Origin of the sequence: Actinomadura oligospora ATCC 43269 (assembly GCF_000518265.1) — a bacterium.
Lineage (GTDB): Bacteria > Actinomycetota > Actinomycetes > Streptosporangiales > Streptosporangiaceae > Spirillospora > Spirillospora oligospora.
Genome location: NZ_JADG01000004.1, coordinates 317,047 through 340,760, shown reverse-complemented (window position 1 = coordinate 340,760; position 23,714 = coordinate 317,047). Strand labels below are relative to the sequence as shown.

The following is a 23,714-nucleotide window of genomic DNA, read 5'->3' as shown; positions in this document are numbered from 1 at the left end:
GCATCGCTTCGCGATCAACCGGGCGGGGGCTCGCCTTCGGCCTCGCCCCCGCCCGGTTGGTTACGCGCTCGCGCCGGCTGAGCCCGTTGGAACAGCCGACAGCACCCCGCGTCCGGTCGCCAGCGCGCCCGCGCGCTGGGGCCTTCGTTCGGGCAGAAAATCTTGGCGCCGCGAGGTTCGGCGGCGCGGTTCGGCGTGGGGGCCCGGGGACGACCCGAAAACGTGACCAAGATCATCTTTGGGTGGGGTGATGAGTGACGGGTTTCGGGGGTTTATGGGGGGAAAGTTGCGATCTTGGCTATGTGTCCAGGTGGCGGGCTCGAGGCCGTCGCGCGGGGTCGAGTTGGGTACACTCTGTATTCAGGACACTCCAAGGAGTGATTTTCGTGATTTTGTGGCGGGTAAAACGGCACTTCACGTTGCCTTATGGGCCGTGAACTCGCTAGTTTCCCGTCCCGTCCGACTCCGTCGAGTGGAAACCTGAGGTGACCCGGCGTGGCTCTTCCGCCCCTAACCCCCGAACAGCGCGCCGCAGCCCTGGAGAAGGCTGCCAAGGCGCGCAAGGAGCGTGCCGAGGTTAAGAACCGGCTGAAGCACGGGGGGACCTCGCTCGCCGAGGTTCTCAAGGAGGGTCAGTCCGACGACGTCATCGGAAAGATGAAGGTGTCGGCTCTCCTGGAATCCCTGCCCGGTGTGGGCAAGGTCCGTGCGAAGCAGATCATGGAGCGCCTGGGCATCGCCGAGTCCCGCCGTGTGCGGGGCCTCGGCGCCAACCAGCGCGCCTCCCTGGAGCGTGAGTTCGGCGGCGGTGGAAACCGCTGACCCCCGATCCGCGAGCGGGCGCGACGGTGCTGCCGTCGCGGCCGGCCCGGGCGTGCCCGGATCCGACACCACCCCGCTCAGCTCCGGTGCGCCCATGACCGCGCCGGACGGCTCCCAGCTGACTCATGGTCGGCTCGTCCGTCGCCTCACGGTCCTCTCCGGGCCGTCGGGCGTCGGTAAGAGCACGGTCGTCGCCGAGATCCGGCGTGCCCACCCCGAGGTGTGGCTGTCGGTCTCGGTGACCACCCGGTCCCCCCGACCGGGTGAGAAAGACGGCCTGCAGTACCACTTCGTCGACGACGCCGGTTTCGACCGGCTCGTCGCCGAGGGCGAGCTCCTCGAATGGGCGGAGTTCGCGGGCAACCGCTACGGGACCCCGCGCCGACCCGTCGAGGAGCGTCTCGCCCGCGGCGAACCCGTCCTGCTGGAGATCGACCTCCAGGGCGCCCGCCAGGTCCGGGGGACGATGCCGGAGGCCCGCCTGGTCTTCCTGGCCCCGCCCTCCTGGGACGAGCTGGTCCGCCGCCTCACCGGCCGCGGCACCGAACCGCCGGAGGTGATCGAGCGCAGGCTCGAGGCCGCCCGGGTGGAGCTCGCCGCCGAGAAGGAGTTCGACGTCACGCTGGTCAACACGTCCGTGCAGGACGTCGTGCACGAGCTGCTAGTCTTGATGGCTGTTCGTCAGTAAGCATCCGCGCCGCGCGTCCGCCGCCCCGGGAACCCCCGGAGGCGGGGCCTGCGACGACGGTCATCTAGTGGAGGGCCACCGCGTGGCAGCCAGCAACGACGGCATCACCAACCCGTCCGTCGACGACCTGCTCGAGATCGTCGACACCAAGTACGGTCTCGTGAGCATCGCGGCCAAGCGTGCCCGGCAGATCAACGCCTACTACGCCCAGCTGGGCGAGGGCCTGCTCGAGTACGTCGGCCCGCTCGTCGAGACCCAGGTCCAGGAGAAGCCCCTCTCGATCGCGCTCCGCGAGGTCCGCGAGGGCCTGCTCAAGGCCGAGCCCGTCGAGGGCTGACCCGGCGTCCGGTCCGTGGGCCGCCGCGTCCTAGAGTCGCCCGTATGACAGCCCCCGACAAGCCCCGCGTGGTGCTCGGCGTCGCCGCCGGGATCGCCGCGTACAAGGTCTGCGAGCTGCTGCGGCGGCTGACCGAGTCCGGTCACGACGTCACCGTCGTGCCGACCGAGGACGCCCTGCGCTTCGTGGGCGAGCCCACCTGGGCCGCCCTGTCCGGCCACCCCGTCTCCACCCGTGTGTGGGACGGGGTTTCCGGCGTTCCGCACGTGCGCATCGGGCAGTCCGCCGATCTGGTGTTCGTCGCCCCGGCCACCGCCGACCTGCTCGCCCGCGCCGCGCACGGGCTGGCCGACGACCTGCTCACCAACACCCTGCTCACCGCGCACTGCCCGGTGGTGTTCGCGCCCGCGATGCACACCGAGATGTGGGAGCACCCGGCCACCCAGGCGAACGTCGCGATCCTCCGCGAGCGCGGCGCGATCGTCCTCGACCCCGCGTCCGGCCGCCTCACCGGCAAGGACACCGGCCGCGGCCGGCTGCCCGACCCGTCCGAGCTCTTCGACGTGGCCCGGCACGTCCTCACCCGCTGGCAGAAGTCCCGCGCCGCCGCCCTCGCGGAATCCGGCGCCGCCGACGGCGCAGCCGCGTCCGGCGGGATCGTGGAGGTCGGGCGGCGGATCGACCCCCGGACGTCGGGACTGTTCGACCTCGCCGGACGGCACGTCGTGGTGTCCGCGGGCGGGACGCGGGAGGCGCTCGACCCGGTGCGGTTCCTGGGCAACCGGTCGTCCGGGCTCCAAGGGTACGCGCTGGCCCGCACGGCCCTGGCGCGCGGAGCGAGCGTGACGCTCGTCTCGGCGAACGCCGCGCTGCCGGACCCGGCGGGCGCCCACGTCGTCCCGGTGGGGTCGGCGCGGGAGATGCGCGAGGCGGTCCTCGCCGCGGCGGAGGACGCCGACGTGGTGGTCATGGCCGCCGCGGTCGCCGACTTCCGGCCCGCCGAGTACGTCGAGTCCAAGATCAAGAAGGATCCGGACGGGCAGCCCGCGCCGATTCGGCTGGTCAAGAACCCCGACATCCTCGCCGAGCTCGGCGCCGACCCCCGTCCGGGACGGGTCGTGGTCGGGTTCGCCGCCGAGACCGACGACGTGCTCGCCAACGGCCGGGAGAAGTTGAAGCGGAAGGGTTGCGACCTCCTGGTCGTTAATCAAGTGGGAGCCGACCTGACCTTCGGGCGGCCGGACAACGCGGCCGTCGTGCTCGGCGCGGACGGCTCGGCCACCGAGATCCCGCGCGGCCCCAAGGAGGACCTCGCCGACGTGGTGTGGGACCTGGCCGTCGCCCGGCTGGACGCACCCGACCGGCAAGGTGACTGAGGCGTGCCTCACCCCGAGGACCGCACTTCGGCCTAGCTGTACGCAAGGCCGTTCCCGATAGACTCCGATCGAAAACTCAAGCGCAAGCCCGTGGCGGGGGGCCGGCGTCTCCCGCCTCGCCAAGTCAGAGAAGTCCGTTCTGCGACGTCAGTCAGCAGCCGCTGCAAGGAGTTCACGTACGTGTCTCGCCGCCTGTTCACCTCCGAGTCCGTCACCGAAGGGCATCCGGACAAGATCGCGGACCAGATCAGTGACGCCATCCTGGACGCGATGCTCAAGGACGACCCGGCCTCCCGGGTCGCCGTGGAGACGATGATCACCACTGGTCAGGTGCACGTGGCCGGTGAGGTCACCACCGAGACCTACGTCGACATCCCCGGTGTGATCCGGGAGAAGATCCTCGAGATCGGCTACGACTCGTCCAAGAAGGGCTTCGACGGCCACTCCTGCGGCGTGTCGGTCTCCATCGGCGCGCAGTCGCCCGACATCGCGCAGGGCGTCGACGACGCCTACGAGTCGCGCGAGGAGGGCCTGCTGGACGACCTGGACCGCCAGGGCGCGGGCGACCAGGGCCTGATGTTCGGCTACGCCAGCAACGAGACCGCCGAGCTCATGCCGCTGCCGATCACCATGGCCCACCGCCTGTCGCACCGGCTGTCGGCGGTCCGCAAGGGCGGCGTGGTGCCCTACCTGCGCCCCGACGGCAAGACCCAGGTCACCATCGAGTACGACGGCGACCGCGCGGTCCGGCTCGACACGGTGGTCGTGTCGTCCCAGCACGCTCCGGACATCGACCTCAAGGAGCTGCTCGCCCCGGACGTCAAGGAGCACGTCGTCGACCCGGTGCTCGCCGAGTTCGACATCGACACCACCGGCTACCGGCTGCTGGTCAACCCGACCGGCCGGTTCGAGATCGGCGGCCCGATGGGCGACGCGGGCCTGACCGGCCGCAAGATCATCGTGGACACCTACGGCGGCATGGCCCGGCACGGCGGCGGCGCCTTCTCCGGCAAGGACCCGTCCAAGGTGGACCGCTCGGCCGCGTACGCGATGCGCTGGGTGGCCAAGAACATCGTCGCGGCGCGGCTCGCCGACCGCGCCGAGGTGCAGGTCGCCTACGCGATCGGCAAGGCCCAGCCGGTCGGCGTCTTCGTGGAGACCTTCGGCACCGAGAAGGTCGCCGTCGCGAAGATCCAGAAGGCCGTCACCGAGGTCTTCGACCTCCGCCCGGCCGCGATCGTCCGCGACCTGGACCTGCTCCGCCCGATCTACTCCCAGACCGCCGCGTACGGCCACTTCGGCCGTCCGGAGCCCGACTTCTCCTGGGAGCGCACCGACCGCGCCGAGGCCCTCGCCGAGCGCGCCGGCCTCTGACCCGCGACACGTGAAAGGCCCCCGCTGGTGCGGGGGCCTTTTCGTTGCCGGTTCGTTCGCCCGAGGGCGGCGGGTGCCTACTTGCAGGGGGTTCCGCGGGGGAGTTCGTAGCGGGCGCCGACGGTGTAGGTGCCGGGGGCGGGGAGGGTCAGCTCGACGAAGTCCTTGTTGGGGCCGGTCCTGATCTGGGAGAGGCAGGCGCCCTTGCCGGGGCCCTTGACGCCGAGCCAGGGGGAGTGGGCGATGCGGAGGAGGTAGGTGCCGCCCGCCGGCGCGTTCACGGTGACCTTGTCGGGACGGAAGCGCTCGACGTAGGCCGGGCTCTGGACGAGCGGGACCGGGTCGGCGACCTGGAAGAGCCGCCAGTTGGCGTCGCGCCAGACCTCGGTGAGGAAGGGCTGTCCCGCGCGGACCAGGACCTCCTCGTTGTGGGAGGACCAGTCGATCTCCTGCTCGGGCAGGACGACGTAGCGGACCGACCACTTGTGGAGCCAGTCGCGGTAGGCGTCCGGGGGCAGGGTCTTCTCGTAGAACAGGGCGTTGCGCTCGGCGTCGACCTGGCGGTTCCAGCCGCGGGCGAGGATCACCTGGCGGCTCAGGCCGGACGCCTCCCAGTGGGAGCGCAGCGGGACGACCTCGACCCGGCCGCGGTCGGCGCCGCGCTCGTGGAGCTGGGTGATCAGGCCGCGGGACCGGGAGGCGGCCTCGGCGGCGGGGGTGGTGTGGATCAGGTCGTCCATGGGCTTCACGACCTGCCAGACGCCGGTGACGACGAAGGCCAGGGACAGCACGGTGAGGCGGCGCCAGTCGGTCACGCGGCCGACGGCGCAGAGCAGGAAGACGCCGCCGAAGACCAGGGACATGCGCTCGACGTTGCTGCCGACCGGGGTCGGGATCAGCCAGGTGAGCGTGATGCCGAGCAGGTAGACGGCCGCGCCGACCCGGATGAGCCTCCAGTCCTTCGGCGCGCAGACCAGGAGGGCGACGACGCTGGCGATCGCGGGCAGGACGATCGCCGCGAGGGAGATCGGCTGGACGCCGGTGAAGGGGAACAGCAGGGTGGTCGTGCCGACGACCAGGGGCATGCCGAGGCAGATCGCGATCCCGGCGCGGCGGCGTCCGGTGAGGAACATGGCGGCCCCGACGACCAGCAGGAACAGCCCGGCGACGGGGCTGGCGAAGGTCGCGAGCAGGCCGAAGCCGACCATGCCGGAGGCGCGCAGGAACGGCGTTCCGCGGGCGGTGAAGGCGCACATGACGGCGCCGAGCGCGAACAGCAGGCCGAGGCCGAAGGTGGTGCGGCCGGACGCCGAGTTGCAGGAGATCGCGAACGCGGCCCAGACGGCGGCGGGGAGCGCGACCGGGGCGCGGAACCGGACCAGCATCATCGCGGCGAGGGTCGCCGACAGGGTGCCGCTGATCACCGCGACCGTCCGGATCCCGAACCAGGCCATGAGGAACGGCGAGATCACGCTGTAGGACGCGACGTGGATGCCGCCGTACCAGCCGAGGTTGTAGGCGGCCCACGGGTAGTGCCCGACGAAGTGCGTCCAGGCGGCCTGGGCGGACAGGTCGCCGCCCTCGGTGGCCAGGAACAGCGCCCAGACCATGTGCAGCACGAACGCCACCACGGTCGCGGCGGTGACGGGGTTGCGCGGGTTCGCCCAGCGCCGCCAGCGCGGCCCGAGGACGGGCGGCGTCGAGGGGGCGGCAGGGGCGGAGCCCACCCGCGCGGAGGTCGATGCGGTGGTCAACGCTGCCTACAGGATCCGGAGGGACGGTCTGGGCCCGGGGGGCACCGGCCAATGATCCACTGATCCCCGGACGAGTTCAAACCGGTCACGGACGGTTCCACGGGACTGGCGCACCCCCTGGTCTGGTAGGACGAACGTGTGAGCAACGACGACGGGGACACCGGGCTGATCCCGGGTCTGGACGTGCTTCCGGACGGCCCCGGTGGCACGACGGTACCGCCCGGCACGTCCGTCGCGCCCGAAAAGTCCCCTCGGCGAGGGGACGGACCGCAGCGCAAAGGCGGGGTCAAGTCCACGGCGAAGGGCGGCGTGAGGAAGACCTCCCGGAAGGGCGCGAGGGTCCCGGCCGAGCACCTCCCCGTGGCCCGGGTCGCGGTGGACATGTCGCTTCCCCATCTGGACCGGCCCTTCGACTACCTCGTACCCAGCGAACTCGATGCCAAGGCCGTGCCAGGGTGTCGGGTTCGTGTGCGTTTCGCCGGGCAGCTCGTGGACGGCCTCCTGCTGGACCGAGTCCAGGAGAGCGACCATGAGGGCCGCCTGTCGTTCCTGGAGCGGGTGACCTCGCCCGAGGCCGTCCTGGCCCCGGAGATCGCGGCGCTGGCCCGCGAGGTTGCCGACCGGTACGCGGGGACGCTCGCCGACGTGCTGCGGCTGGCGATCCCGCCCCGGCACGCCAAGGTGGAGGGTGAGCCGCCGCGGGAGCCCGCCACCGCGCCGGAGCCGCCGGACGGGCCCGGCCCCTGGGCACGGTACCCCGCGGGGCCCTCGTTCCTGGCCGCGCTGGCCGCCGGGCGCGCTCCGCGCGCCGTCTGGACGGCCCTGCCCGGCCCCGAGCGGGTCCAGGCCGTCGCGCGGGCCGTCCGCACCGCGCTGGCCGCCGGGCGCGGGGCGCTGGTCGTCCTCGCGGACGGCCGGGACGTGGCCCGCGTGGACGGCGCGCTCGCCGAGGAGCTCGGTGACGGACGCCACGTCGCTCTGACCGCCGACCTCGGCCCGACCGAGCGGTACCGGCGCTGGCTGGCGGTCCGGCGCGGGGCGGTCAGGGCCGTCGTCGGGACGCGCGCGGCGATGTTCGCGCCCGTCCACGACCTCGGGCTGGTCGTCCTGTGGGACGACGGGGACGACGTGCACGCCGAGCCGCACGCGCCCTACCCGCACCCGCGCGAGGTGCTGGCGCTGCGCGCACACCGTTCGCAGGCCGGGGCGCTGATCGGCGGGTACACCCGGACGACCGAGGCGACCGTCCTGGTCGAGACGGGCTGGGCGCACGCGCTGACGGCCGACCGGGCGACGGTCCGGGCGGCGATGCCGCGCGTCCGGCCGGTCGGGGACGACTTCGACATGGCCCGCGACGAGGCCGCCCGCGCCGCGCGGCTGCCGCACATCGCGTTCGACACGGCCCGGCGGGCGCTGGAGCACGGCCCGGTGCTGGTCCAGGTGCCCCGGCGCGGGTACCTGCCCGCGCTCGCCTGCCAGCGCTGCCGGACGATGGCGCACTGCTCGGCCTGCCAGGGGCCGCTGGCGCTGACGTCGGCGCACGCCGCGCCGTACTGCCGCTGGTGCGGCCGGATCGCGGGGGACTGGCACTGCCCCGAATGCGGGTTCTTCCAGCTCAGGGCCGTGGTCGTCGGGGCCCGCCGCACCGCCGAGGAGCTCGGCCGGGCCTTCCCGGGCGCGGTCGTGCGGACGTCGGGGCGCGAGGCCGTCCTGGACGCGGTCGGCCCCGGGAAGGCGCTGGTGGTGTCCACGCCGGGCGCGGAGCCGGTCGCCGAGGACGGGTACGCCGCCGCGCTCCTCCTGGACGGCTGGGCCCTGCTCGGCCGCGCCGACCTGCGGGCCGCCGAGGAGAGCCTGCGCCGCTGGATGAACGCCGCCGCGCTCGTCCGCCCGGGCGGCGCGGTCGTGGTCTCCGCCGACGGGTCGCTGCCCGCCGTCCAGGCGCTGATCCGCTGGGATCCGGTCACCTTCGCCGAGCGGGAGCTGGGCGAGCGCCGCGAGGCCGGGTTCCCGCCCGCGTTCCGGATGGCGTCGCTGACCGCCACCCCGGCCGCGATCCGCGAGCTGCTGGTGGACGCGCGGCTGCCCACGTCCGCCGAGGTGCTGGGGCCGGTTCCGGTCAGTGAGCAGCCGCAGCCGGGGCAGCAGCCGCGCGAGCGGGCCCTGGTCAGGGTGCCCCGCGGGGACGGCCTGCCGCTCGCCCGCGAGCTCCAGGCCGGTCAGGGCGTCCGCAGCGCCCGCAGGACGACCGAGTACGTCCGTGTGCAGATGGACCCCCTGGAGCTCATCTGAGTCCTAGGGTTGCCGCGTGGGCGATGAGATGTGGGTGCAGGACGTCGCGGACCGGCTCGCCGCCTGGGCCGCAGGGCGTCCCGGCGGGCTCGGGGACGTGGACGTCGACGGCGCGGAGCTGCTGCTCGACCTGGCGCGCGAGGAGCTGGACCTCACCGGTCCGGGCGGGCTGACCCCCGAGGTCCTGCGCGCGCTGCTGCTGGAGGTCTTCCCCGAGACGGTCGTCGCGGAGGCCGGGGAGGTCCCGTCGATCCTCGGGGCGCTGCGGGCCCTGGTCGCCTGCCTGGACGAGACGGGCGCGCTCCCGGCCGGGCGGGCGGAGGCGCTCACCGCGGAGCTGGAGGCGATCACGCCCGAGTTCACGCGGGTCGTGGCCGACGCCGACACCGACGAGCGGCGGGCCGCCGCCGAGGTGATCGCCGGGATGATGGCCGAGGACGGCGTGGACACGGCCGACGCCCGGGCCGTCGAGCGCTGGGTCGCCGAGTTCGAGGCGCTGCCCGAGACCGAGCGGTTCGCGCGCACCGAGGACTACCTGGCGCGGGCCGAGGAGCTGGTCGTCCCGCCCGTCCGGCTGGCGTCCTCCGAGGAGCTGGCGCGCGCGGCCCGGGAGTCCGAGCTGATCGAGCAGGGTGCTGCCGGGGCCGGGGCCGGGGCCGGGGGCGACGATGAAGCCGTGCTCGAAGCCTGGCTGACCCGGTTCGACGAGGTCGCGGTCACCGAGCACCCCGAGGACGAGGAGCTGGAGGTCGGCGAGCTCGTCCAGGCCGAGCTGACCGGCGTCCTGATCCAGCTGTACGAGCAGCGCGAGCCGTCCACGGCGGACGACCTGACCCGCGTCCTGCTCGACCACGTCGAGGCGGTGTACGAGGTCAGCGACCCGCGGCTGCTGGCGGGCGCGGTCGCCGGGGCGCTCCGGGAACGGCTGGACGAGCTGGCCGGGTGGGGCGTGGTGGCGGGCCGCGGCGGCGGCCTGGAGCTGACGCCGCTCGGCGTCTGGGGCGTCCGGGAGCTGCTGCTCGCCGACGGCTACCAGGCCCCGGTCATCGGCGCGCCGGCCGACCCCGTGCCCACCCTCCCGGCCGGGGGACCGTGAGATCCGCCCGGACCGCCGCGATCAAGGCGCGGTCGGCCGCCGGGGGATCTTAGACTGGACGGTTCGTAGACTGAACGCGTCAGCACCGGGTGCCGAGACGTCGGCGCACCCCTGGAAACGGAGCCCTCCTTGTCCGTCAAGCCCATCCGCCTCTTCGGCGATCCCGTGCTGCGCACCCCTGCCGAGCCGGTCAAGGACTTCGACAAGGAACTGCGCCAGCTCGTCAAGGACCTCACCGACACCATGGTCGACGCGCCCGGCGCGGGCCTGGCCGCGCCGCAGCTCGGCGTCGGCCTGCGGGTGTTCACCTACTACGTCGACGACGTCCTCGGCCACCTGGTCAACCCGTCCCTGGACCTGTCGGACGAGCAGGAGACCGGCGACGAGGGCTGCCTGTCGCTGCCCGGCCTGGCGTTCCCGACGCCGCGCTCGGTGCGGGCCGTCGCCAAGGGCTTCAACATGCACGGCGAGCCGATCACGGTCGAGGGCACGCACCTGCTGGCCCGCTGCGTCCAGCACGAGACCGACCACCTGGACGGGATCATCTTCATCGACCGGATGGACACCGAGCAGCGCAAGGCCGCGATGAAGGCCATCCGGGAGGCCGAGTGGTTCGGCGACCCGCTCCCGCAGGTCAAGGTGTCGCCGCACACCACGCGCGGGAAGGCCGTCTGAGCATGCGCCTCGTCTTCGCCGGAACGCCCGAGACCTCCGTCCCGTCCCTGCGGGCGCTGCTGGAGTCCTCGCACGAGGTCGCCGCGGTCGTCACCCGTCCCGACGCGCCCGCCGGGCGTGGCCGCAAGCTCGTCCCGAGCCCGGTCGCGCAGGTCGCCGAGGAGGCCGGGATCGAGGTGCTGAGGCCCGCCAAGGCGTCCGACCCCGCGTTCCTGGACCGGCTGCGCGAGATCGCGCCGGACTGCTGCCCGGTCGTCGCCTACGGCGCGATCCTGCGGCCCGCCGCCCTGGAGATCCCCCGGCACGGCTGGGTGAACCTGCACTTCTCGGTGCTGCCCGCCTGGCGCGGCGCGGCCCCGGTGCAGCGCGCGATCCTGCACGGGGACGACGTGACCGGCGCGGCCACCTTCCAGATCGAGGAGGGCCTGGACACCGGCCCGGTCTACGGGGTGCTGACCGAGCCGATCCTGCCGACCGACACCTCCGGCGACCTGCTCGGACGGCTCGCCGTCGCGGGCGCCTCGCTGCTCGTCGACACCATGAGCGGCATCGAGGCCGGGGTGCTGGAGCCCCGTCCGCAGCCGGACGACGGCGTCTCGCACGCCGCCAAGCTCACCCCGGAGGACGCCCGCGTCGACTGGACGTCCCCGGCCCTGCACATCGACCGGCTCGTCCGGGCCTGCACGCCCGCGCCCGGCGCGTGGACGACGTTCCGCGACGCCCGGCTGAAGCTGTTCCCGGTCCGTCCCGTCCCGGACGCCGCGCGGGACGCCGAGCCGCTGGCGCCCGGCGCCATGCGCGCGGGCAAGAACGAGGTGCTGGTCGGCACGGCCACCCACCCCGTCGCGCTCGGCGACGTCCAGCCGCAGGGCAAGCGCCGCATGCCCGCCGCCGACTGGGCGCGCGGGGTCTCTCTCACCGACAAGGACACGCTCGCCTGATGCCGCCCACCCGCCACCACCGCGGACGGAGCAACGCCAACCGCCGCCCGGACGGGCCGCGCCGCACCGGCCGCCCGCAGGACCTCGTCCGCCGCACCGCGTTCGACGTGATCCGCGCCGTGGACTCCCGCGACGCCTACGCCAACCTGCTGCTCCCGGCCCGGCTCCGCGAGCGCGGCCTGTCCGGCCGCGACGCCGCCCTGGCGACCGAGCTGACCTACGGCACGCTGCGGGGCCGCGGCACCTACGACGCGATCCTCGCGCTCTGCAGCGACCGCGAGCTGCGCCGCATCGACGCGCCGCTGCTGGACGTCCTGCGCCTCGGCGCGCACCAGATCCTCGCGACCCGGATCCCGCCGCACGCCGCCGTCGGCACGGCCGTCGACCTGGCCCGCGACGTCACCGGGCCCGGCCAGTCCAAGTTCGCCAACGCGGTGCTGCGCAAGGTCGCCGGACGCGACCTGGCCGCCTGGCTCGACATCATCGCCCCGGACGACATGGACGCCACGACCCGGCTGTCGGTCCGCCGCAGCCACCCGAAGTGGATCGTGTCCGCGCTGCGCGACGCGCTCGGCCCGGAGCGGGACGAGATCGACGCGCTGCTCGCCGCCGACAACGACCGTCCGCGCGTCACCCTGGTCGCCCGTCCCGGCCGCGCCACGCTCGCCGAGCTGGACGGCACCGACCCGGCGCCGTACTCGCCGGTCGGGGCCGTCCTGCCCGACGGCGACCCGGCCGTGTTCGCCGCCGTCCGCGACGGCCGCGCCGCCGTCCAGGACGAGGCCAGCCAGCTCGTCGCGCTCGCCCTGGCGGCCGTCGGGCTCGACGGCCGCGACGCCCGCTGGGCGGACGTCTGCGCCGGTCCGGGCGGCAAGGCGGGCCTGCTGTCGGCGGTCGCGACGCAGCGGGACGCCCGCCTGCTCGCCGCCGACGTCACCCGGCACCGCGCCGCGCTGGTCACCCGCGCCGTGGACGACCGCGCCGGGGTCGTCGTCGCCGACGGCACCGTGCCCGCGTGGCGTCCGGGCTCGTTCGACCGGATCATGCTGGACGCGCCGTGCACCGGCCTCGGCGCGCTCCGCCGCCGTCCCGAGGCGCGCTGGCGGCGCGGCCCGGAGGCGGTCGCCGAGCTCGGCCCGCTCCAGCGGAAGCTGCTGGGGTCGGCGCTGGAGGCGCTGCGTCCGGGCGGGGTCGTCGCGTACGTCACGTGCTCGCCGCACCTCGCCGAGACCCGGGTCGTCGTGGACGACGTGCTGCGCCGCCGCGACGACGTCGAGCGGGTCGACGCCCCGGACGTCCTCACCGGCATCGCGCCGTCGCTGGAGCGCGTCCGCGTCGGGGACACCCCGTACGCGCAGTTCTGGCCGCACCGGCACGGCACCGACGCGATGTTCCTGGCCCTGCTGCGCAAGCGCTGACCGGAAGGCCCCGCCCTGCCGCCGAGGTGGTGGGCGGGGACTTCTAAGCTGGGGGCATCATGGCTCCGCAGATCTCTCCCAGCATCCTGTCCGCCGACTTCGCCTCCCTGGGCGGCGAGGTCGAGCGGATCGCCGACGCCGCCGACTGGGTGCACGTCGACGTGATGGACAACCACTTCGTCCCCAACCTGACCCTCGGGCTGCCGATCGTGGAGGCGCTGCTCAAGACCAGCCGCCTCCCGCTCGACTGCCACCTGATGATCGAGGACCCGGACCGCTGGGCGCCCCAGTACGCCGAGGCCGGGGCGAAGAGCGTCACGATCCACGCGGAGGCGGCGTCCGCGCCGATCCGCACCCTGCGGACGATCCGCGCCGCGGGCGCGCGCGCCGGGCTCGGGGTGAACCCGGCGACCCCGGTCGACGGGTTCGAGGACATCCTCGGCGAGATCGACATGCTGCTGCTGATGACCGTCGAGCCGGGGTTCGGCGGCCAGAGGTTCCTCGATGTGGTGCTGCCGAAGGTGCGCCGCGCCCGCGAGCTGATCAAGGGCCGTGACCTGGACGTCTGGCTCCAGGTGGACGGCGGCGTCAGCGCCGGGACGATCGAGCGCTGCGCCGAGGCGGGCGCGGACGTGTTCGTCGCGGGCAGCGCCGTCTACGGCGCGGACGACCCCGCCGAGGCGGTCCGCAGGCTCCGCGCCCAGGCCGAGAAGGCCACCGCCGCCGCCCCCTGGTCCGTGCACTGATGACCTTCCTGCCGTGCTCGGCCGTCCTGTTCGACGTGGACGGCACGCTCGTCGACTCCACCCCGCTGGTCGAGGCGGCCGCGCGGGAGTGGGCGGCCGAGTACGGCCTGGACGCCGCGGAGTACCTGGCCGGAGCGCACGGCCGCCGCACGTCCGACCGGATCGCCGACTTCCTGCCCGCCGACCGGGTCCCCGAGGCGACCAGGCGGCTGGACGAGCTGGAGGCGTCCCGCACCGACGGCATCACCGCGCTGCCGGACGCCGTCCGCCTGCTGACCTCCCTGGGCGCCCTGCCCTGGGCGCTGGTCACCTCGATGGACGTCGGCCAGCTCAAGGTCAGGACGGGCGTCGCGGGCGTCCCGCTGCCGCCGGTCGTCGTGTCCGCCGAGCGGGTGACCGAGGGCAAGCCCGACCCGCAGGGATATCTGCTGGCCGCGCGGGAGCTGGGCGTCGAGCCGTCCGCGTGCGTGGTCGTGGAGGACGCGCCCGCCGGGATCCGCGCCGGACGCGCCGCCGGTGCGACCGTCGTGGCCGTCATGACCAGCCACGACGCGTCCGAGCTGGCCGAGGCCGACTGGATCGTGCCCGACCTGACCCATGTCACCGCGACGTCCGGCGGCCTGCGGCTGACCGGAACGGTGGACCTGGGTACACCTGCGACCGGCGCCTAGCCACCTCGAAAGGCCGTCCGCGGATCCGTAGCGTCCAGGACATGAGCGATCACCACTTCGGACACACTTCCCTGACCCGTCGAAGCATGCTCGGCGGCGCCGTCGCGCTCGGAGCCGGAGGCGTCCTCGCCACCGGTCTCCCGGCCGGAGCGGCCGAACCGTCCGGCCACGGCCTCGGTCTCGGCCTCGGCGAGCGGATCGACGCGGTGGCCGGACGGCTGGACGGCGACCTGATCGCGCTGCGCCGCGACATCCACCGGCACCCCGAACTTGCGGGCGCCGAGACCCACACGGCCGCGCTCGTCGCCGACCGGCTGCGCGCCGCCGGGCTCGAGGTGACCACGGGCGTCGGCGGCACGGGCGTCGTCGGCGTCCTGAAGGGCGGGGGCCGCGGCCGGACGGTCGCCTACCGCGCCGACATGGACGCCGTCCCTCCCGACTCGCAGATCGGCGGCGGCCCGGACGCCGCGCACCTGTGCGGCCACGACCTGCACACCACGATCGGCGTCGGCGTCGCCGAGGTCCTGGCCCGCCTGCGGGACCGGCTGCGCGGCGAGGTCGTGTTCCTCTTCCAGCCGGGGGAGGAGGCCCTCTCCGGCGCGCGGGCGATGATCGCCGCCGGGGTCCTGGAGAGGACGCGACCCGCCGAGATCCACGCCCTGCACTGCGGCCCCTTCCCGGTGGGCACGTTCGCGGTCACACCGGGCACCGGCCTGCCGGGTCTGGATCGCGGCGGCATCACGCTGACCGGACCCGGCGCGTCCGACCGGGCGGCCCGGCTCGTCGCCGACATCAGCGCGCTCTCGACGGTCGCGTATCCGGAGACGTCCGCCGATCTCGAACGCATGGTCCGTGAGCTGCAGACGCCGAACGGCCCACTCGCCCGTTTCGTTTGGATGCGGGCAGGCGCGCGTCCCGCTCCTAACGGGGACGTCGAGGTGCGCGCGATGTACCGCTGCTGGCCGCAGGAGCGCGTCCCGGAGATCCGCGACCAGCTGCGCGGCCTGGCGGCCCGCTATCCGGACGCCCGCGTGGACTTCCCCACCGACGCGTTCCCGGCGATGGTGTGCCCGCCCCGTCCGGGACGGGAGGTCCGCGACTTCCTGAGGGCCCGGCTCGGCCGCCGGTCGGTCACGACCATGCACGCGGCGATCCCGTTCAGCGGCGAGGACTTCGCCCTCTTCCTCCGCCGCCTCCCCGGGACGTTCAGCTTCCTCGGCGTCCGCCGTCCCGGCGCGGACATCGCCACCGCCTACCCGCACTTCGGCGCCTTCGACCCCGACGAGCGCGCCATCGGCGTCGGCGTCCGCTCCATGGCCGCCTGGCTCTCCCACCGCACCGCGGCCGGGCGTCCGGCTTAGGAAGACCCGAGGACGTCCTCGCCGCCGAGGGTCGGTGGGTCGTCCGGCCTTCGGTCGGCGGCGGCGGAGAGCCGGTCGGCGAGGCTCTTGAGCGCCTGCCGCAGCTCATCGGGGTGATGGATGGTGAAGGGCCACTCCAGCGAGGCGAGGACGTGCGCCATGCCGTCCAGCCGTTCCACCCGTCCGCGCACGAGGACGCCGGTGGGACGGGCGGTGAGCGTCACCGCCGAGCGGGGAAGCCGCCGGGCGACCGCGTCGAGCGGGCCGTGGACCGTCACCTCGACCGGCCAGCGGTAGGGCCCCTGGGCGAGGTTCGAGGTCAGGTGGGCGACGGGGTCGAAGCCGTCGGGGGCGACGAAGGTCGAGTCCCGGGGCGTGACGGACGCGATGCGGTCGATGCGGAAGGTCCGCAGGCCGTCGCGGAGGTGGTCGTGCCCGACGACGTACCAGCGTCCGGAGTGGAAGACCACGCCGTAGGGGTCGACGTCGCGTTCGGTGTGCTCCCGGCGCCAGGAACGGTGGCTGACGCCGACGGTCGTCCGGGAGCGGGACGCCTGGGCCAGGGCCAGCAGGACGCCGGTCCCGGGCGCCTGCCCGACCACGGCGTGGGCGGTGAACGAGAGGGTCTCCCGCATCGCGGCGAGCGGTTCGCGCAGGGCGTCCGGGAGCACCCGCTCGATCTTCGCCAGGGCCCCGGCGCTGGCCGGTGCGGCCGTGCCCATGCCGAGGCGTTCCGCCGCGAGCAGCCCGAGCACGACGGCGAGCGCCTCGTCGTTGCTGAGCACCAGCGGCGGCATCCGGTAACCGCGGGCCAGCCCGTAGCCGCCGTGACGGCCGCGTTCGGCCTCCACGGGGATGCCCAGCTCACGCAGGTGGGCGATGTACCGGCGCACCGTGCGGACGTCGGTGTCCAGGCGGCCCGCCAGCTCCGTCCCGGTGAGCCCGGCATGGGACTGGAGGAGTTCCAGCAGGGTCAGCACGCGGGTGAGGGGGTGTGTCATGGATCACTCGGCATTTCAGGGCGGGATCTGTCCTGTATCGACTCTACGCTCGCCGCGGCACCTACTTCAGGGAGATCACATGGCCACCTTCGTACTCGTACCCGGCGCCTGCCTCGGGGCATGGGCCTGGGACGACACCGTCCGCGTTCTGCGAGAGCGGGGCCACACCGCGCTGCCGCTGACCCTGACGGGCCTGGCGGAGCGCGCCGACCAAGGTGGACCGGACACGGACCTGGACACGCACATCGCGGACATCACCGGATTCGTCGAGCGTGAGGATCTGCGCGACGTCACCCTGGTCGCCCACAGCTACTCCGCCGCTCCGGTGACCGGGGCGGCGGCGCGGCTCGGCGACCGGCTGGAGCGCGTCGTCTACGTGGACGGCGCCCCGTTCGCCGAGGGCATGCGCATGCTCGACCTCATGCCGCCACCGGCGGCGGACCACCTGCGCGAGCGGGTCTCGGCGTCCGGAGACGGATGGCGCCTGCCCTTCGAGGAGCTCCTGGACGGGTCCAGCAGCCTCGACGGCCTGGACGAGGAGCGGCTGGACGTCCTGCGCGCCCGCGCCACCCCCCAGCCGTTCGGCACCTACACCCAGCCTCTGCCCGGCCCGGTCGAGCCCGCCGCGGGCGTGGACCGCGTCCTGGTCGCCTGCCACGACTTCACGGCCCTGCTGGACGCCGGAATCCCGATGCTGGCCTACCTGAACCAGCCGCCGTGGCGCCGCTTCGACCTGCCCACGGGCCACTGGCCGATGGTGTCGGCCCCCACCGAACTCGCGGCCACCCTCCACACGGCCGTCTCCTGATCCGGCCGAGATCCAAGCTGTATATCAAGCAAGCGCTTGGTTGGCCGGATGTGGTCCGTGGGCGTTCTCACATGGTTCCGGGAACAGGGGGCGTGGCACACTGGTTGGCAAGCAGTGCAACGCGTGCTCCGGGGTCGGTGAAAGTCCGAACCGGCGGTGATAGTCCGCGACCCGGCCGAAGCCATCGGCCGGTTGACCCGGTGGAACTCCGGGACCGACGGTTAAAGTCCGGATGGGAGGCAGCGCGCGAACGGCCCCTGCTCGAGGTGAAAAGGGGCTGCACGCCGTACGCGACCGTCGTGCTGGCAGGAACCCCGGAGCCTGACCCCCAAAGGGAGGCCCGGGACATGTTCACCGGCATCGTCGAGGAACTCGGCGAGATCAGAGAGGTCGCGTCCGCAGGGGACTCGGCCCGCCTGACCATCCACGGCCCGCTCGTCACCTCGGACGCCGTCCACGGCGCGTCCATCTCCGTCAACGGCGTCTGCCTCACCGTCGTGGACGTCACGGACGGGACCTTCACCGCCGACGTCATCAAGGAGACCCTCGACCGCTCCGGGCTCGGCGGACTCGCCCCCGGCGCGCGGGTGAACCTCGAACGCCCCGTCCGCGTGTCGGACCGGCTCGGCGGCCACATCGTGCAGGGCCACGTGGACGGCACCGGCACGATCCTCTCCCGCGAGCCCGGCGAGCGCTGGGACGTCGTGACCGTCTCGCTCCCGTCCGGCCTCGCCCGCTACGTCGCAGACAAGGGCTCGATCACGGTGGACGGCATCAGCCTCACCGTCGTCGAGGCCGGAGCCGACCGGTTCAGCGTCGCGCTCATCCCCACCACGCTCGCGCTGACCACCCTCGGCCACAAGGGCGTCGGGGACGTCGTCAACCTCGAGGTCGACGTCGTCGCCAAGTACGTCGAGCGCATGCTGACCGTCCAGAACGGCGTGCTGGAGAGCGAGGAGGCGTTGTGAACTGGCTGAACTCGAGCTTCACGCTCTTCGGCGAGCACGTGCTGTGGACCGACCTGGTCGGCAACGCCCTCTCCCTCGCCGTCGTCTACCTCGCCATGAAGAAGACGCTGTGGACCTGGCCCGTCCAGATCGCGGGCGCGCTGCTGCTCCTCGCGGCCTCCCTGCACGCCCACGTCCCCGGCAACGCCCTCAAGCAGGGCCTGTTCGTCTTCCTCGGCGCGTACGGCTGGTTCATGTGGACGCGCGGACGCCGCGACGGCGGCCCCCTGGTCATCCGCAAGGCCACCGCCCGCGAGCGGGTCGTGCTGCTGGCCGCGCTCGCGCTCGGCACCGTCCTGGTCGCGCAGATCTTCATCCACCTGACCTGGCTGAAGGTCGCCTGGTCGCCGTGGGCCAACGCCTACATCTTCGTCGGGAGCGCCGCCGCGACGTTCGCGCAGAGCCGCGCGCTCGTGGACTTCTGGATCATCTGGGTGCTGGTGGACCTGGTCGGCGTCCCGCTGGCGCTGAAGTCCGGCCTCTGGGTGTCCGGGGCCGTGTACGGGATCTTCTTCGTCATGGTCATGGCCGGATTCCGCAACTGGCTCAAGGAGGCCCGCCGGACGCCACCCGTCCAGGCGCGCGCCGACGGGACGGTGACCGCGTGATGACCGGCGACGAGACGAGGGACGGGATGAGGGACGACATGACCACCGGCACCGAGATCACCAGTGGCACCGACCTGGAGCGCGACGAGGTGTCCGGCGTCTTCGACCCGGTCGAGGAGGCCGTCGCCGCGATCGCGGACGGGCGGCCCGTCCTGGTCGTGGACGACGAGGACCGCGAGAACGAGGGCGACATCATCTTCGCCGCCGCGAAGGCCACGCCCGAGCTGCTCGCCTTCACCATCCGGCACACCAGCGGCGTGATCTGCGCGCCGATGCTCGGCGCGGACCTGGACCGCCTCCAGATCCCGCTGATGACCACCCAGAACCGCGACCGGATGCGTACCGCGTTCACCGTCACCGTGGACGCCCGGGACGGCGTGAGCACCGGCATCTCCGCGGCCGACCGCGCGCGCACCCTGCACGTCCTGTGCGACCCGGGCAGCGAGCCGGGCGCGCTGGTGCGTCCAGGGCACATCTTCCCGCTGCGCTACCACGAGGGCGGGGTGCTGCGCCGCCGCGGCCACACCGAGGCCGCCGTCGACCTCGCCCAGCTGGCCGGGCTGCCGCCCGTCGGCGTCCTCGCCGAGGTCGTCAACGACGACGGCACCATGGCCCGGCTGCCCGAGTTGCAGGTGTTCGCCAAGGAGCACGGCCTCAAGCTGATCTCCATCGAGCAGCTCGTCGAGTACCGGCGGCGCACCGAGCCCATGGTCACCCGCGAGGCCGAGACCCGCCTGCCGAACCGGTTCGGCATGTGGCGCGCCGTCGGCTACGCCAGCTCCGTGGACGGCGGCGAGCACGTCGCCCTCGTCCTCGGCGAGATCGGCGACGGCGAGGACATCCTCGTCCGCGCCCACTCCGAGTGCCTCACGGGCGACGTCCTGCACTCCGAGCGCTGCGACTGCGGCGCCCAGCTGGACGCCGCCATGGAACGGATCTCGCAGGAGGGCCGCGGCGTCGTCCTCTACCTGCGCGGGCACGAGGGCCGGGGCATCGGCCTGCTCGCCAAGCTGCGCGCCTACGCCCTCCAGGACGACGGCTCCGACACCGTGGACGCCAACATGGAGCTCGGCCTCCCCGTGGACGCCCGCGAGTACTCCAACGCCGCCCACATGCTGCGCGACCTGGGCGTGAGGTCGGTCCGCGTCCTCACCAACAACCCGGCCAAGCTCCAGGGCCTGGCCGGATTCGGGATCGGCGTCCTCGGCCGCGAGGCCCTGCCCGTCGCCGTCACCGAGCACAACCGCCGCTACCTGGCCGCCAAGCGCGACCGCCTCGGCCACCGGATCGGAGACCTCGCATGAGCGGCCACGGACGTCCCGAGGACACCACCGTCGACGCGTCCGGGATGACGCTCGGCATCGTCTGCACCCGCTGGAACGCCCAGATCACCGACCAGCTCCTGGCCCGCGCGACCGAGGCGGCCAAGCAGTGCGGCGTCCCCGACCCGGTGGTCGTCCGGGTCGCGGGGGCGCTGGAGATCCCGGTCGTCGCGCAGCAGCTGGCCCGCGACCTGGACGCGGTGGCGGTGCTCGGCGCGGTCATCCGTGGTGAGACCGCTCACTTCGACTACGTCTGCGACTCGGTCACCGCCGGTGTGACCCGGGTCGCCCTGGACGAGTCGACTCCGGTCGGCAACGGCGTCCTGACGTGCGACGACATCGACCAGGCCCTGGCGCGGAGCGGGTTTGCGGACAGCTCCGAGGACAAGGGCTGGGAGTCGGTCGTCGCGGCGCTGGACACCGCGATCACGCTTCGTAACCTGAGGTATCACGGCGCTCACCCCGAGTGAGCGCGGAGTGCCGTGACCGGACGGAGTGTGCCGGTCACGGCATGGTAAGGTCGGCTTTTGTTACAGCTAGTGATGGCATCGAAAGGGACGGGAGGCGACGGTGACCGCATCCGGCACGGTTCTGACCCTGCGAGGTACGCGGCATCACGGTCACGCCGGGCATCACTCGGAGCATCTGGGCTTCTGAGCTCGTCCCCGGACCTGTCCGACCATCACCTCTCCCCGAAAGGGAAAAGCTGTGCTGTCCCTCGTTCTCCCCAAGGGGTCGCTGGAGAAGGCGACCCTGGAGCTGTTCGACGCCGCCGACCTGACCGTCCGGCGCTCCTCCGACCGCGACTACCGCGCGTCCATCGACGATCCCCGGATCGACCGGGTGCGCGTGCTGCGCCCGCAGGAGATCCCGACCTACCTCGAGCAGGGGCTCTTCGACCTCGGCATCACCGGCCGCGACTGGATCACCGAGACCGACTCGGACGTGGTCAGCCTCGGTGAGCTGAAGTACTCCAAGGCCACCTCGAACCCGGTCCGCGTGATCATGGCGGTGCCGAACGACGCCCCCTGGCAGTCGGTGTCCGACCTGCCCGAGGGCGTCCGGATCTCCACCGAGTTCCCGGAGATGACCCGCCGGTTCCTCGACCGGCACGGCGTGAAGGCCAGGGTCGTGCCGTCCTACGGCGCGACCGAGGCGAAGGTCCCCGACATCGTGGACGCCATCGTCGACCTCACCGAGACCGGGTCGTCCCTGCGCAAGAACGGCCTGCGCATCCTCGACACCCTGCTGACCAGCTACACCGAGCTGGTCGCCAACCGCGAGGCGTACGAGGACGAGCAGAAGCGCGCCGCCATGGAGGACGTCGCGCTCCTGCTCCAGGGCGCCATCCGCGCGCGCGGAAACGTCCTGCTCAAGCTGAACGTCGCGCAGTCCGACCTGCCCGGCGTCCTCGACATCATGCCCGCGATGTCGTCCCCGACCGTCACCGCCCTCGCCGGCGGCGAGGCCAGCGCGGTCGAGTCCGTCGTCCCCAAGCGCGGGGTGAACACCCTGATCCCCGCGCTGAAGGCGGCGGGCGCCCACGACATCCTCGAGATCCCGATCAGCAAGATCGTTGACTGACACCTCGACGCTGCCGGTGGTGTGGCGCCCCCGCACCACCCGGCTCATCGCGTACGTGACGGCGGGCGTGAGCGTGCTCGGCATGGTCGTGCTCGCCGTCATCGTCGCGCCCCAGTTCAAGGCGTTCGACCGGACCATGATGGTCCTGTTCGGCCTGCTCATGGCGTGGGTGCTGCACATGCTGGCGCGCTGCCGGGTCGCCGCCGACGAGACGGGGGTGACGGTGGTCAACGCCTTCCGCACCCGCCGCCTCGAATGGGCCGAGATCGTGGACGTGAACATGAGCGTCGGCGAGCCGTGGCCCACCCTCGACCTGGCGGACGGCACGTCCCTCGGCGCCATGGGCATCAACGGCGCCGAGAAGCACCTCGCCGCCCGCCAGCTCGGCGAGCTCCAGGCGCTCGTCCACGCCCGCGGCGAGGCCCGCGACCGCTAGGGCGTGTCTCAAGTCACCTGGACGCCGCTCGCCACGGGCGCCGACCTTGAGAATCGCCCTGGCTAGTCCTCCTTCTGGAACTGGGCCAGGACGGACTTGATCCACTCCTCGGCCTCGTCCTTGTCGAGGTTGGCGTCCAGCAGCGGGCTGCCGTCGTCGAAGTAGGCCAGCAGCAGGTGCTCGGTGCCGATGTAGTCGTGCCCGAGCCGCAGCGCCTCCCGGACGCTCCGCTCCAGCACCTTCGCCGCGTCGGGCGCGTAGGGGATGTTCTCGGGGATCTCGGTCTCCACCCGCCCCGGCAGCGCCTGGACGGCGACCTCCCGGACCTCCTCGACCGTGATCCCCTGCTCCTGGATCGCCTTGACGGCGAGGCCCTCGGGCTCGGTCAGCAGCCCGAGCACCAGGTGCGCGAGCCGGATCTGGTCGTTCCCCGCGCTCCGCGCCGCCTCCTGCGAGGCGAACACGGTGTTGACCGCGCGCTTGGTGAACCGCGAGAACGGCCCCGTCGCCTCCACCGTCCCGCCTCCCGGCTTCGGCACGAACCGCTTCTGCGCGGCCTGCTTCGTGACGCCCATGCTGCGCCCGATCTCCGTCCAGGACGCCCCGGACCTGCGCGCCTGGTCGACGAAGTGGCCGACCAGGTGATCGGCCGCCTCCCCGACCCGCTCCGACACCTCGACCGCCTCCGACAGCCGCTCCAGCGGTCCGCCCTGGGGGCTCTGCTCGTTCACGTACTCGATGAGATCACCGAGCCGCACTGGAAGTTCGCTCATACGTCAACCTTAGGTTGACGCCCCCTCAATCGTCAACCCGCGGTTGACGATTTGGCCGCCGGTGATAGTTGTCACCAAGATCAGCGAGGGGCCTTGGCTGGGGAGGTCGGCCAGGTCATCCCCGTGATGAAGGCGCTGCAGGAACTCGCCACCACGCGCAGGATGCTGATCGTCGGGGATTCCAAGCTGATCTCCTATGCCAACCATGGCCTGCATGGACGCCGACGGCGTGACCTTCGTGGCACCGGCGTCCAAGACCTAGGTGCCCGTCACCGAGTTGGCCCCCTCGCCGTCGCTGCCCTGTTCTTGAAGAACAACCGGCGGATCGCCGCCCTGGTCACCGTGATCTGCCTCGCGTTGCTGATCTTCTGCCTGATCGAACGCCAGGTCAGACGCAGCCTCGCCGAACAAGGCACCACCAGACTCGAATGCCTGTACGCCGGACGGCCGGCGGTCCCGACCGGCAGGCTCATCCTCCAGGCACTCGCCACCATGAAGATCATCCCCGGTCGAGGGCAGGACCCGCCGATCATCCCTCGATCCACACCCGTCCAACTCCGGCTCCTGGACCTACTGGACATCGACCCCCGCCAACTCCGCTGACGATCACCCATGTGCGGCGTT

General features: G+C 73.0%; 24 protein-coding genes and 1 riboswitch. Of the genes, 21 read left to right on the top strand and 3 right to left on the bottom strand.

The genetic code is table 11. The annotated features are described in order from the left end of the window. Window positions 1–495 precede the first annotated feature (495 nt). The 5 genes from mihF (at window position 496) to metK (ending at window position 4,597) form a co-directional block, all read left to right on the top strand. Window positions 496–822, top strand: a complete 327-nt coding sequence (gene mihF, locus P696_RS0106120; RefSeq protein WP_026411631.1) for an integration host factor, actinobacterial type — start codon at window positions 496–498, stop codon at window positions 820–822. A 94-nt stretch (window positions 823–916) separates the two neighbouring features. Further along, window positions 917–1,510 carry a guanylate kinase gene (gene gmk / locus P696_RS0106115; RefSeq protein WP_051467115.1) on the top strand — a complete coding sequence of 198 codons (594 nt, stop codon included), beginning with the start codon at window positions 917–919 and terminating at the stop codon, window positions 1,508–1,510. Between the two features lie 82 nt (window positions 1,511–1,592). Then, the gene (rpoZ, locus tag P696_RS0106110; RefSeq protein ID WP_026411629.1) at window positions 1,593–1,847 is read left to right on the top strand and encodes a DNA-directed RNA polymerase subunit omega; all 255 of its coding nucleotides are present in this window, start codon (window positions 1,593–1,595) and stop codon (window positions 1,845–1,847) included. A gap of 44 nt (window positions 1,848–1,891) precedes the next feature. After that, window positions 1,892–3,223, top strand: a complete 1,332-nt coding sequence (locus P696_RS0106105; RefSeq protein WP_026411628.1) for a bifunctional phosphopantothenoylcysteine decarboxylase/phosphopantothenate synthase — start codon at window positions 1,892–1,894, stop codon at window positions 3,221–3,223. Between the two features lie 180 nt (window positions 3,224–3,403). After that, window positions 3,404–4,597 (top strand): methionine adenosyltransferase, encoded by a 1,194-nt coding sequence (gene metK / locus P696_RS0106100; RefSeq protein WP_026411627.1) that lies wholly within the window; start codon window positions 3,404–3,406, stop codon window positions 4,595–4,597. 77 nt (window positions 4,598–4,674) lie between these two features. Here the strand turns inward: metK and P696_RS0106095 are convergent, their stop codons facing one another. Next, window positions 4,675–6,351 carry an MFS transporter gene (locus tag P696_RS0106095; RefSeq protein ID WP_245627527.1) on the bottom strand — a complete coding sequence of 559 codons (1,677 nt, stop codon included), beginning with the start codon at window positions 6,349–6,351 and terminating at the stop codon, window positions 4,675–4,677. A gap of 309 nt (window positions 6,352–6,660) precedes the next feature. Here P696_RS0106095 and P696_RS0106090 point away from each other — a divergent pair, with 309 nt between their 5' ends. The 8 genes from P696_RS0106090 (at window position 6,661) to P696_RS0106055 (ending at window position 15,551) form a co-directional block, all read left to right on the top strand. Next, entirely contained in the window at window positions 6,661–8,643 is a 1,983-nt protein-coding gene (locus P696_RS0106090; RefSeq protein ID WP_051467111.1) for a primosomal protein N', read from the top strand. A gap of 16 nt (window positions 8,644–8,659) precedes the next feature. Further along, window positions 8,660–9,739 (top strand): coiled-coil domain-containing protein, encoded by a 1,080-nt coding sequence (locus P696_RS0106085; RefSeq protein WP_157429537.1) that lies wholly within the window; start codon window positions 8,660–8,662, stop codon window positions 9,737–9,739. Window positions 9,740–9,868: 129 nt separating this feature from the next. Beyond that, window positions 9,869–10,414: a peptide deformylase gene (def, locus tag P696_RS0106080; protein WP_026411623.1), complete on the top strand. Its 546-nt coding sequence runs from the start codon at window positions 9,869–9,871 to the stop codon at window positions 10,412–10,414. Window positions 10,415–10,416: 2 nt separating this feature from the next. Next, window positions 10,417–11,355, top strand: coding sequence for a methionyl-tRNA formyltransferase (fmt, locus tag P696_RS0106075; protein WP_026411622.1), 939 nt, complete (start codon window positions 10,417–10,419; stop codon window positions 11,353–11,355). Continuing rightward, the gene (locus P696_RS0106070) at window positions 11,355–12,773 is read left to right on the top strand and encodes an RsmB/NOP family class I SAM-dependent RNA methyltransferase (RefSeq protein ID WP_026411621.1); all 1,419 of its coding nucleotides are present in this window, start codon (window positions 11,355–11,357) and stop codon (window positions 12,771–12,773) included. Before fmt ends, P696_RS0106070 begins: the two co-directional genes overlap by 1 nt. Window positions 12,774–12,832: 59 nt before the next feature. Continuing rightward, the gene (rpe, locus tag P696_RS0106065) at window positions 12,833–13,519 is read left to right on the top strand and encodes a ribulose-phosphate 3-epimerase (RefSeq protein WP_026411620.1); all 687 of its coding nucleotides are present in this window, start codon (window positions 12,833–12,835) and stop codon (window positions 13,517–13,519) included. Further along, window positions 13,519–14,190, top strand: a complete 672-nt coding sequence (locus P696_RS43625) for an HAD-IA family hydrolase (protein ID WP_051466948.1) — start codon at window positions 13,519–13,521, stop codon at window positions 14,188–14,190. The genes rpe and P696_RS43625 overlap by 1 nt, the downstream gene beginning before the upstream one ends. A 41-nt stretch (window positions 14,191–14,231) precedes the next feature. Next, window positions 14,232–15,551, top strand: a complete 1,320-nt coding sequence (locus P696_RS0106055; RefSeq protein ID WP_034483340.1) for a M20 metallopeptidase family protein — start codon at window positions 14,232–14,234, stop codon at window positions 15,549–15,551. On the opposite strand, the gene P696_RS43620 is transcribed toward P696_RS0106055, so the two are convergent. After that, window positions 15,548–16,552 carry a helix-turn-helix transcriptional regulator gene (locus P696_RS43620; protein ID WP_051466947.1) on the bottom strand — a complete coding sequence of 335 codons (1,005 nt, stop codon included), beginning with the start codon at window positions 16,550–16,552 and terminating at the stop codon, window positions 15,548–15,550. The two genes, P696_RS0106055 and P696_RS43620, sit on opposite strands and share 4 nt — an antisense overlap. Window positions 16,553–16,631: 79 nt before the next feature. Here P696_RS43620 and P696_RS0106045 point away from each other — a divergent pair, with 79 nt between their 5' ends. The 7 genes from P696_RS0106045 (at window position 16,632) to P696_RS0106015 (ending at window position 22,317) form a co-directional block, all read left to right on the top strand. Continuing rightward, complete coding sequence (locus P696_RS0106045; protein WP_026411618.1) at window positions 16,632–17,360, top strand: alpha/beta fold hydrolase; 729 nt, start codon at window positions 16,632–16,634, stop codon at window positions 17,358–17,360. A gap of 119 nt (window positions 17,361–17,479) precedes the next feature. Beyond that, window positions 17,480–17,610, top strand: a riboswitch (FMN riboswitch). Between the two features lie 97 nt (window positions 17,611–17,707). Further along, entirely contained in the window at window positions 17,708–18,328 is a 621-nt protein-coding gene (locus P696_RS0106040; RefSeq protein WP_026411617.1) for a riboflavin synthase, read from the top strand. Further along, on the top strand, window positions 18,325–18,975 hold the full coding sequence (locus P696_RS0106035; protein WP_026411616.1) for a nicotinamide mononucleotide transporter family protein: 651 nt from the start codon (window positions 18,325–18,327) through the stop codon (window positions 18,973–18,975). The genes P696_RS0106040 and P696_RS0106035 overlap by 4 nt, the downstream gene beginning before the upstream one ends. Further along, window positions 18,975–20,279, top strand: coding sequence for a bifunctional 3,4-dihydroxy-2-butanone-4-phosphate synthase/GTP cyclohydrolase II (locus P696_RS0106030; RefSeq protein WP_425394129.1), 1,305 nt, complete (start codon window positions 18,975–18,977; stop codon window positions 20,277–20,279). Before P696_RS0106035 ends, P696_RS0106030 begins: the two co-directional genes overlap by 1 nt. Then, on the top strand, window positions 20,276–20,767 hold the full coding sequence (ribH, locus tag P696_RS0106025; RefSeq protein WP_026411614.1) for a 6,7-dimethyl-8-ribityllumazine synthase: 492 nt from the start codon (window positions 20,276–20,278) through the stop codon (window positions 20,765–20,767). Before P696_RS0106030 ends, ribH begins: the two co-directional genes overlap by 4 nt. Before the next feature lie 238 nt (window positions 20,768–21,005). Further along, entirely contained in the window at window positions 21,006–21,881 is an 876-nt protein-coding gene (gene hisG, locus P696_RS0106020) for an ATP phosphoribosyltransferase (protein WP_026411613.1), read from the top strand. Beyond that, window positions 21,874–22,317, top strand: a complete 444-nt coding sequence (locus P696_RS0106015; protein WP_026411612.1) for a PH domain-containing protein — start codon at window positions 21,874–21,876, stop codon at window positions 22,315–22,317. The genes hisG and P696_RS0106015 overlap by 8 nt, the downstream gene beginning before the upstream one ends. A 62-nt stretch (window positions 22,318–22,379) precedes the next feature. Here the strand turns inward: P696_RS0106015 and P696_RS0106010 are convergent, their stop codons facing one another. Next, window positions 22,380–23,090, bottom strand: a complete 711-nt coding sequence (locus P696_RS0106010; protein WP_026411611.1) for a Clp protease N-terminal domain-containing protein — start codon at window positions 23,088–23,090, stop codon at window positions 22,380–22,382. 93 nt (window positions 23,091–23,183) lie between these two features. Here P696_RS0106010 and P696_RS0106005 point away from each other — a divergent pair, with 93 nt between their 5' ends. Continuing rightward, window positions 23,184–23,693 (top strand): hypothetical protein, encoded by a 510-nt coding sequence (locus tag P696_RS0106005; protein WP_026411610.1) that lies wholly within the window; start codon window positions 23,184–23,186, stop codon window positions 23,691–23,693. Window positions 23,694–23,714: the final 21 nt, after the last annotated feature.